This window comes from Pontibacterium sp., from assembly GCF_041587635.1.
In the GTDB taxonomy this organism is placed as follows: Bacteria; Pseudomonadota; Gammaproteobacteria; order Pseudomonadales; family Balneatricaceae; genus Pontibacterium.
On record NZ_JBFGYC010000088.1, the window covers coordinates 1 to 10,028 of the forward strand.

Annotated in this window: 9 protein-coding genes; 5 read left to right on the forward strand and 4 right to left on the reverse strand. The window is 53.7% G+C overall.

The window, feature by feature from the left end; genetic code table 11:
- The coding region (locus ABYW01_RS06700) for a hypothetical protein (protein WP_372831714.1) at window positions 1-357 on the reverse strand (357 nt) is incomplete at its 3' end.
- Between ABYW01_RS06700 and ABYW01_RS06705 the strand changes: the two genes are divergently transcribed.
- Genes ABYW01_RS06705 through ABYW01_RS06725 form a run of 5 tightly spaced genes read left to right on the forward strand, consistent with a single transcriptional unit; the run spans window position 357 to window position 7,230 of the window.
- A complete protein-coding gene (locus tag ABYW01_RS06705) occupies window positions 357-1,094 on the forward strand; it encodes a putative Ig domain-containing protein (protein ID WP_372831715.1) in 738 nt (245 codons plus the stop codon). The two genes, ABYW01_RS06700 and ABYW01_RS06705, sit on opposite strands and share 1 nt — an antisense overlap.
- A 24-nt stretch (window positions 1,095-1,118) precedes the next feature.
- Complete coding sequence (locus ABYW01_RS06710; protein ID WP_372831716.1) at window positions 1,119-2,984, forward strand: TolC family protein; 1,866 nt, start codon at window positions 1,119-1,121, stop codon at window positions 2,982-2,984.
- On the forward strand, window positions 2,984-3,793 hold the full coding sequence (locus ABYW01_RS06715) for an efflux RND transporter periplasmic adaptor subunit (protein WP_372831717.1): 810 nt from the start codon (window positions 2,984-2,986) through the stop codon (window positions 3,791-3,793). The genes ABYW01_RS06710 and ABYW01_RS06715 overlap by 1 nt, the downstream gene beginning before the upstream one ends.
- Complete coding sequence (locus ABYW01_RS06720) at window positions 3,786-5,114, forward strand: efflux RND transporter periplasmic adaptor subunit (RefSeq protein WP_372831718.1); 1,329 nt, start codon at window positions 3,786-3,788, stop codon at window positions 5,112-5,114. The genes ABYW01_RS06715 and ABYW01_RS06720 overlap by 8 nt, the downstream gene beginning before the upstream one ends.
- A 1-nt stretch (window position 5,115) precedes the next feature.
- A complete protein-coding gene (locus ABYW01_RS06725) occupies window positions 5,116-7,230 on the forward strand; it encodes an HlyD family efflux transporter periplasmic adaptor subunit (protein ID WP_372831719.1) in 2,115 nt (704 codons plus the stop codon).
- Window positions 7,231-7,265: 35 nt separating this feature from the next.
- Here ABYW01_RS06725 and metA read toward each other — a convergent pair whose 3' ends face one another.
- The 3 genes from metA to ABYW01_RS06740 all read right to left on the reverse strand — a co-directional run.
- A complete protein-coding gene (metA, locus tag ABYW01_RS06730) occupies window positions 7,266-8,183 on the reverse strand; it encodes a homoserine O-succinyltransferase (RefSeq protein WP_372831720.1) in 918 nt (305 codons plus the stop codon).
- 131 nt (window positions 8,184-8,314) lie between these two features.
- The gene (locus ABYW01_RS06735) at window positions 8,315-9,235 is read right to left on the reverse strand and encodes an MBL fold metallo-hydrolase (RefSeq protein WP_372831722.1); all 921 of its coding nucleotides are present in this window, start codon (window positions 9,233-9,235) and stop codon (window positions 8,315-8,317) included.
- Window positions 9,236-9,477: 242 nt separating this feature from the next.
- The coding region (locus ABYW01_RS06740) for a Na+/H+ antiporter NhaA (protein ID WP_372831721.1) at window positions 9,478-10,028 on the reverse strand (551 nt) is incomplete at its 5' end.

Below are 10,028 nucleotides of genomic sequence, written 5' to 3' on the forward strand. Positions count from 1 at the left end.
CGGATCCAACGCCAACGGATCCAACGCCAACGGATCCAACGCCAACGGATCCAACACCAACGGATCCAACACCAACGGACCCAACACCAACGGACCCAGCACCAACGGACCCAACACCAACGGACCCAACACCAACGGATCCAACGCCAACGGATCCAACACCGACGGATCCAACACCGACGGATCCGACACCAACGGATCCAACACCTCCGGTTCCACCGCGCGATAACGTGGATAGGCAGCCGGGAGCACCCGCAGGTCAAGAGCGAACTCCGATTGATCCGGGAACTCCAGAATTACCGGAAGCAGGTGACGATCCGATTCGTCCGGTCGCTCAACCATTGCCTGATCTAGCATTGGATTTCGGTAATGATGCACGGGACAACACACCCGCTGCTCCGGCGCCAGCTCCTGCAAACGGTGAACAACCATTTGATCCAAATCCGTTTGGTCCTACAGCTGCTGGTGGAGAGCGTGATACGACTGCGCCACGGGGCACTGAACGGGCACTGCTGCCCGATGGTCAGTTCATCGAAGTCCTGCCACGTAACGCTAATCTGACCGATTACACACTGGATATCGGCCTGAATCTGGACGATCAGTTGGGATTGGTGAATACCCGTTTCAGCTATGAAGTGCCTGCCGCCGCCTTTGTCTTTACTTCCGGCGGTGAAAGCTTCGTGGGAGAGCTGAGCTTACGTGCGGTACAGGTGGATGGTTCCCCATTACCTGCGTGGCTGAGCTTCGATGACGAGGGGGCGGTATTTAGCGGGGTTCCCGGTGAGAACGATGAAGCGGTGATCGAGATTCGAGTGATTGCCGAGTCGGCTGATGGCCAGAAAGCATCCGCCGTGTTCCAGATAAAGGTGAGTGATCAGCCGGGTGAAAATCCACAGGCCTCAGCGCCTGAAAATACCGAGCAGGCCGGGGAAGAACTGGCCTCAGAGCAGACTGTCGACATGGAAATCGTCGCAGGTAAGGCGGGACTCAGTGATCAACTGGCGCAGCATGCTGCTCTGGAGACCACGGCCGCAGAGCAGCAGTTGCTGAAGCAACTGGCTCAGTTCAACTTTGACCAGACGCCTGCGTCGTAACCTACAAGAAAAAGATTCCGAGCCATGAATAAACGTATTTTTACACTTGCACCACTCAGCCTTGCCATGCTTTTAGCGGGATGCAGCATTGCACCGCAACCGATGAGCGTACAGGAGCTTGATACCCGTATGCGCGACGATCGCATTCGGATGTTTGCCAACCAGCCCCAGCGGATCGAAAACCTGACACTGGAGCAGGCGATCGATATGGCGGTGAATAACAACTTCGATCTGCGTCAGAAAATGATGGAAGAAGCGATTGCCAACCGTCAGTTGGATCTGGCGCACTACGACATGTTGCCAGAACTGGTTGCCTCAGCGGGTTATACATCACGTAGTAATCAGGCGCTGTCTCGCAGCGTGGATGCCAATGGCAACGCGTCTAACACCTTCTCGACCTCTCAGGACCGTGACATCACCACAGCCAGTTTGAGCACAGTGTGGAACGTGTTGGATTTTGGTGTGAGTTACTATCAGGCACAACAGTCAGCAGATCAGGTGCTAGTTGCAGAGCAACGTCGCCGTAAAATCGTACAGAATCTGGTGCAGCAAGTGCGGTCCATGTATTGGAATGCCGTGGGTGCCCAGTACCTGCAGTCCAAAGTTGCCCCGCTTCTGATCAATGCACGTGAAGCCTTGGAGAAGGCTGAAAAAGTCGGCGCTGAGCAGCTGATGAATCCACTGGATTCGCTGCGCTATCGTAAGGACCTGCTCGAAATTATCCGTCAGTTGGAAGGCCTGCGTGACGAATTGAGCAAAGCACGTCCTGAACTGGCAACACTGCTGGGGCTGGCGCCGGGCACCCATCTGGATCTCGCAGTGCCTGCCCAGTTCACGCTGTTACAGCCGGAACTGAAATACTCCCTTGAAGAGATGGAAGATATCGCGCTGAGCAACCGTCCGGAGCTGATCGAAGCGAACTATCAGCGCCGTATTTCCGCATTGGATACACGTAAAGCGATGGTGCGTTTGTTGCCGGGGATCGAGGTGGATCTGGGGCACTACTACGACAGCAACAGCTTCCTGGAAAACAGTGACTGGAGTCAGGGTGGTGTCCGCATCTCCTGGAACTTGTTCAACCTGCTGCGTGGCCCGAAAGATGTCGATCTGGCCAAAGCCCGTGAAGCGCTGGCAGACAGTCAGCGTATGGCGATGAACATGGCGGTGTTGTCACAGGTGCACGTATCCTGGCTGGACTACCAGAGCCTGGCGCGTGAGTACGATCGTGCCCGTGAGTTGTCTGAAATTGGGACTGAGATCCATGTCCGGATGAAAGACCGTCAGGCCGGTTCTGTGCAGTCACGCATGGAAGAGATCAAGTCAGCGACCAGTGCATTGACTGAAGAACTGCGCATGTTCCGCGCGTACGCCGGATTGCAGGAAGCGTACGGTCGTGTGAAAGCAACGTTGGGCAAAGATGATATGAACGATGTTGTGGGTGGCTTTTCTATCCCGGAACAGTCGCCCGTGGTTGTTGAACCACAGCCAGACACTGAGCAGGCTGTTGCTGCTGTGATCCCTGAAACACCGGAATATGATGCTGAACAGGCGTCTGCCGAGTTGTTGGCAACCATCGATCGTTGGGCTGATGCGTGGCGCAACAAGGATGTAACGACCTACCTGAATCAATACACATCGGACTTTCCGGGCAATGCCCGTGCACACAGCCGCTGGGCGAAAGAGCGTAGCATGCGTTTGCAGGAACCGCGTTATATCGAGCTGGAACTGGATAAAACCATGATCCAGGAGCAAAACGCAGACGCGGCGATGGTTTCGTTTGAGCAGCTCTATAAATCCAACCTTTATAACGACCGTGTGCGCAAAGTGCTGCGCCTGAAACGTGAGCAGGGCGAGTGGAAAATCGTCGCTGAAGTCGCACAGGATCGTTAATGATGACGCTATTCATGGGGCGGGTTTTCGGACTCGTCGTCTTGCTTACCCTGCTGATACTGACTTCGGTGGTCAGAGCTGAAGCGCTGGCCGACAGTGAAAAACTGTTGGCGAATACTTCAGACTCTCAAGCTCCGGGCGTGATGAGAAAGCAGGGGATTCGGGCACAAATCACTTCTCTGCAACGGATCACACTCTCGTCAGAAATGCCGGGTCGGATCACCCGACTGAAAGGTTTGCCCGGGGACCGTTTTAAGAAAGGTTCGACGCTGGTCAGCTTTGACTGTACCGAGCAGAAAGCGCTGTTACGTAAAGCACAGGCGATGGAGAAGTCAGGCGTGACTGAGCTGGCCGTTCAGAAACGTCTGCTGGAGCTGGATGCTGGCAGCACGATGGAGATGAGCAAAGCAGAAGCCCGTCTGGCAGAAAGCCGGGCCGAAGTGTCCGTGATGAAGGCACGCGTGTCTCGTTGTCAGATTAAAGCGCCGTTTGCAGGTCGCGTAGCGCAACGGGAAGCGTCTGAGCATGAGTATGTACGTGTGGGTACGCCCTTGCTGGAAGTGTTTGCCAAAAGTTCGCTGGAAATACGTTTGATCGTACCGTCCCGCTGGTTGGCAAAAATGAAAAAGGGTGATCCGTTTCAGGTTGCCGTAGAAGAAACCGGACGGGTGTACGCCGCGGAAGTGATCCGCACCGGTGCAGTGGTTGATCCGATCAGCCAGTCGGTTGAAATTGCCGGGCGTATCAAAGATAAAAGCAGCGAACTGCTACCCGGTATGAGTGGTTGGGCCCGCTTGCCGTATGAGTGAAGAGATCGTTGCACTGCAACGGCAGGTGACAGGTTTAAGTCGCTTGCATCAGTTGCAGAAAAAGTTACGTGAAAGCCAGTCTGTCGCCCAGATTGGCTTTTTGATGGTGAATGACACCCAGCAGCTGGTGGCCTATCGGCAAGCGGTGTGGTGGCAGCCCGGTAAAGGTGTCAGTCACGCCTCCGGTTTGGTCGATGTCGAAAAAAACTCTCCCTATATCCGCTGGTGGAATAAAGTCTGTGCTCAGTTATCGACGGATCAGATTGCCCCTGTGGATAAGTCCATGTTATCGGCTGATCTGGCCCAGCAGTGGGATGAGTTTCTGCCTGCCCATGCTCTCGCCATGCCGGTGCTATTGGCGGGAGGCGACGACAAGCGTGGTTTGTTGGTCCTGGCGCGCGATCTGCCCTGGCAGGATCATGAAATAGGTTTGCTGTCTGAGCTGGCGGATATCTATCGATTTGCACTTCGGGGGCAACGTCGTCTGCCACGCAAACAGATCTCCACACTGCGTAAGCGTTTTCTGCCTGCAGTGCTTATTTCTGCTGTGGTACTGAGTTTTATTCCGATCCGTATCACCGTATTGGCGCCAGCTGAGGTGGTTGCCAAAGATCCGCTGCCGGTGCGTGCTCCGTATGAAGGCGTTGTGGAAGAGCTTCACGTCCGTCCTAATCAGAGTGTGAAGCCGGGTGATCTGCTGATGTCACTGGACGGTACCGATCTGGAGAACCGGCTCTTAATCGCCCGTCAGGCCTTACAGATCGCGAACACCGAGTTTCGTCAGGTGGCGCAGCAGGCTGTATTTGACGAGAAAGGCAAACTGGAGCTGGCCATTCGTCGTGGCATGGTTGAAAAGAGTGTGTCTGAGGTGAAATACCTGCAGTCTCTGCTGCAGCGAACTGAAGTGCGTGCAACCGCCCCAGGTATAGTGGTGTTGTCGGATGCAACAAGTTGGATCGGGCGTCCGGTAGCGCTGGGTGAGCAGGTGATGACATTGGCGGATCCGGCGTTGGCCGAGTTACGGGTGGAGTTGCCGGTGCGTGACGCGATTCCGTTGGAAATCGGATCAGATGTGCGTTTCTTTATGAATATCAGCCCGGATCAGCCGCTGGATGCGCGTCTGAACTGGCTCGCCTATAAGGCAACAGAGAACGATCAGGGACAACTTTCTTACAGTGGGCGCGCCCATTTTGACGGGGAAAAAACACTGCCTCGCATCGGATTACGCGGCACTGCACGGCTTTACGGCGACCGTGCGCCGGTGATCTATTACCTCCTGCGACGACCTTTGGCCGCGCTGCGTCAATGGGTTGGCTTCTGATATGGAGTCGGTGCTGAATGCGCCTGTTGATCTGCGGCCATTACGAGAAGAACTCAGTGTCCATCCTGCGGCACCGGGGCCTGACGGTGCGCCGCGTTGGGTCATTGAAGACCCGATAACCCATCGCTTCTATGAACTGGACTGGAGCAGCTTTGAAATCTTGCGTCGCTGGTCAATCCCTCCAGAACAGATTGTCACCGAGATTAATGCGCAGACATCCCTCAATCTCGGTCTAGAGGATGTGGAAGCGCTGAACGAGTATCTGGCTAAATCACAACTGCTTCAGCCTGAAGTCGGGCAGCCCCTGTTTGAGCAATGGCAGCAAGGCCGTCGTTCTCACATCAGTCGGTTACTGCACGGTTATCTGTTTTTTCGTGTTCCGCTGATCCGCCCGGACAAGATGCTGGCACGCATCGCCCCGGCATTCAGCGTCTGTTATCAGCCGGGGTTCTGGTATCTCCTGCTGGCGATCTCGATGTTGGGCCTGTTTTTGGTAATGCGTCAGTGGGATCAGTTTGTGGGTACATTTGCTGGATATGGTCAGTGGCAGGACTGGGTCTGGTTTGGTCTGGCATTGGTGATCAGTAAATGCAGCCATGAGCTAGGCCATGCGTTATCAGCCCAACGGTATGGCTGTCGTGTTCCGAGCATGGGGGTCGCCTTTCTGGTGTTATGGCCGGTGCTTTATACCGATACAAATGAAGCCTGGAAGCTACAATCCCGCCGCTCAAGGCTGGTTATTTCGGCCAGTGGGATGGCCGCTGAGTTAGCGCTCGCATCCGTGGCAACACTGGCGTGGAGTCTGACCCCGGAAGGGCCGCTAAGCAGTGCGCTGTTTTTCCTCGCCTCCACGGCATGGATCATCACATTGGGGATCAACCTGAATCCGTTTATGCGCTTTGATGGCTATTTCTTGCTGTCTGACTGGTTGCGGCAGCCCAATATGCACAGCCGGGCTTTTGCCGTTGCCCGCTGGTGGGTCAGGCGTACGTTATTTGGTTTAGAGGATCGTCCACCCGAAGCGATGTCGGCAAAAACTCAACGCTTTATGATCTGGTTTGCGTTGGGCACCTGGTTGTATCGTCTGGTGCTGTTTTTAGGCATCGCATTGATGGTCTATCACCTGTTTTTTAAACTGCTCGGTGTCTTTCTGATGGTACTGGAGCTGGTGTGGTTTATTGGTCGCCCGGTCAGTACTGAGTTGCTGGTCTGGTGGCAGAGGAAAGATGAAATTCGTTCACAGCGCCGTACTTTATTTCCGTTACTGATCCTGCTGGGTGTGTTGGTTGTCTTACTGTGGCCCTGGTCTCGCTCAGTACAGGCACCCGCTGTGGTCAAGCCGTTGCAGCAACAGTCATTTTACGCGACGACACCGGGCATTGTGGCTCAGTTGCAGGTGCAGAGGGGCGATCAGGTTGAAGCCGGTCAGGTGTTATTGACTCTGAAATCGCCGGATCTGGCATTTGAACAAACCCAGAGCCAGAAAGAGATCAATTTATTACAGTGGCAGCTGGATCATCAGACCAGCTCTGAGCGTCTGATGCAGCAGGGCGATCTGATCCGAGAACGGCTGACACAGGCATACTCAGAGTTACATCGCATTCAGGATCAGCAAAGTAAGTTGATCTTTAAGGCGCCGTTTGCTGCAACGGTGACTGAGCTGAATGAAGGCTTACAAACGGGGCTCTGGGTCGCCGCACAAGAGCCGTTATTCACACTGGCTCAACCGGGCGCTTTACACATTGAGATTCTGGTTGAAGAAAGTGAACTTGGGCGTCTCAGCAGCGACAAACCGGTTGCTTTATACCCCGAACAGCCCGAACTGGAAGCGTTTAGCTGCGTGCAAACGGAAGTGGAGACCCTGGCGCTATCTGAATTGAGCACTGGCCATCTGGCATCCATATATGGCGGACCGATTGCGGTGAACCCCGCAGCAGAGGGAAAACTGGTGCCTGATCAGGGTATTTATCGTCTGATCGCGTCAGGCTGCAATTCGACGGATATTGTTTTGCGTGAGCAGTTGGCAACCGCGCATCTGGTCGGTGAGCCTTACAGTGTATTGAGGGGTTTATGGCGGAGGATTCAGGGAACGTTTATTCGCGAAACAGGCTTCTAAGACCATTTCGAAACGTTCCCCCGCCGAAAGGCGTCTTACGATTCCTTGTTCAGCTGATACGGTGTGATCTGGTACACGTAGTAGTTCAGCCAGTTGGTGAACAACAGGTTGGCATGGCTGCGCCACACATTGGTCGGTGTGTTTTCCGGATCATCATTGGGGAAATAGGACTCGGGAACAATTGGAGAGATCCCGGCATCCTGATCACGCCAATACTCCTGTGACAATGTCTCCGCATCATATTCCGGATGCCCGGTCACAAAGACCTGACGTCGACAGGAACTGGCAAACAAATATCCGCCCGCATCCTCTGATGAAGCCAGCATATTAAGGTCGGTGTGGTTACAGATGAAGTTAACCGGGAAGTCTGCGTTACGTGAGTGAGGCACCAGAAACTCATCGTCGAAACCGCGGGTCAGTGGCTCATGTGGATTCAGCACCCGGTGTTTGTAAACGCCTGATAGCTTTTTATCGCGCGTCTGTTTTGGCAGGTCATAGAGCACATTCAATGCGGCCTGTGCGGCCCAGCATAAGAACAATGTCGAGGTGACATGATCCTGTGACCAGCGGATGATCGTCTGAATTTTGTCCCAATAGGAAATATCTTCAAACTGCACTAACCCCAGCGGGGCCCCAGTGATGATCAGGCCATCATAGTTGCTGTCCTTCACTTCATCAAAATCGCGATAGAAGCTGTCCAGATGCTGGCGGGGTGTATTTTTACTCTCGTGATTGTCGATACGAAGCAGCTCAATGCCCACCTGCAGAGGTGTATTCGAGAGCATGCGGATCAGCTGGTTTTCTGTCTCAATCTTTTTCGGCATCAGATTAAGGAGCAGCAGCTTCAGCGGACGTACGTCCTGATGGGCCGCTCGGGTTTCAGTCATCACAAAGATGTTCTCGGAACCCAAAACATCAACAGCTGGCAGTAAGTCAGGAATCTTAATTGGCATTGGTTTTACCTCGGACAATCACACCCCAATACGAGTCATCGTGGGGCTTTTAGCAATGTTCAGCGTTCCAGACTAGTGAATCCGTCTCGTTGCATCAACCTAAAGTTGAATAAATACGCTAAATTGCAGGCTTATAGGTCGTGCACGGACAGATCTTCGGCGAAATTGACCGGTCCTGCGTAGTGTTTCTGGATCTGATCCAACGTTTGCGGTTCGCGTTCCAACGTCCGTAGCATGCGGTGCGACAGTACCAGCTTTTTAACGTTGGCCTGTGCGGCCACTTCACCGATACGTGACGGCGGCATATGCAGGCGTCGTGCGACACCCCGCGCGGATTCGGGGATGGCGTTATGAGCGACCAGCATATCTGCTGAGGTTGCTAGGCGAGTCAGATTCTCGCTGCTGGCACTGGTATCGCCACTGAAGACAATCGAACATCCGGCTAACTCCACCCGCCATGCCACGGCAGGCAGCGGACCATGATCGACGTTCAGGGCTTTAAGGGTGATGCGCTCCAGCGACTGAAACCACACGCTTTTATCGGCATTGATGATTGTTGCTGGCAGTTTGTATTCTGAGCGTTCGGAGTTATCCAGATAGTTGCTTAGGTAGGGCCACGCTTGAGAAAGCAGGGCTTCCTGAAATTTATCCACAGCGGGCAGGTTAGCATTGCCGTAAGGTCCATACACAGGTAAATCCCGATCTCGTCCGGTGAAAAATCCGGCTTTAACGTAAACGGGCCAGTCCGCGCTGTGGTCTACATGTAAGTGGCTAAACAACACCGCATCCAGATCACTGAATTGTGCGCCTGATTTCTCGAAATTCAGGCTACTGCCACCCCCGGCATCCACCATGACACGTGCCTTTCCATCAAGCCAGATGAGATAGCTGCTGGACGCCCGCTGATCGCCCAGCTCCGGTCCTCCGCTGCCCAGTACCTGCAACTTAACGCGGTCAGATTGACAGCTGTTGCCTGCAAAGCTGGCAGGGCTGGATAAGCCAACCAGCAACATAAGCAGCGTGGTGATGCGGGAACAAGGTAGAGACGGCATGGTCACGACGGGCACCTGAAAAGATGTTGAGATGTCGATATTCTAAATGGCCTAAAGAATGGGGTGTAGTACCAAAACTAGAAGGCTGTGTCGGCTGATAGGCTCCTATAAAAGACTTTGACCGTGGACCGCCTCTATCAGCACGTCGTCAATGTGATGATAGAGGTTTTTGATTAGGTGAATGCGCGCTTTTAGGTCTCAACGGGTAATGTCTCAGGACAGAGTCAGTGGTCAACATAGCCTTATGGCTGCAGGTGAGGATCCTCTGGTTTGTCTTCTATCGGTTGCGGATGACCCAACGGGTTTTCTTTTTTTGCCGTCAGATACAACCATATAAACCCGGTCAGGCCAGCCGTCAACGATGCAAACAAGACCCCGGTTTTAGCCATTAATAGATCTTCTGGATGGTGAGCAAATCCCAGCTCGGCGATAAAGATAGACATGGTGAAGCCGATCCCCCCCATGAAGGCAACACCAATGATGTGATTGATGTTTAACCCTTTAGGTAAATCGCAGACACCTGCTTTAACGGCAACCCAGGTAAAACCAGCAATACCGATTAGTTTACCCACCACCAGTCCTAGACCGATGCCCATCGCGACCGGATGGAAAACAATCTCGTCAATATTTGACCAGTCGATAGGTACCCCCGCATTCGCCAGAGCAAAGATAGGAATGATTAGATAGGCGGACGGCAGATGAATTTTATTCTCCAGAATCTGAGCGGGTGCCTGTACCAGATTCACCCCTTCACCTAACGCACGGACTCTGGCGCGAAGCGTGTCGTTGATGA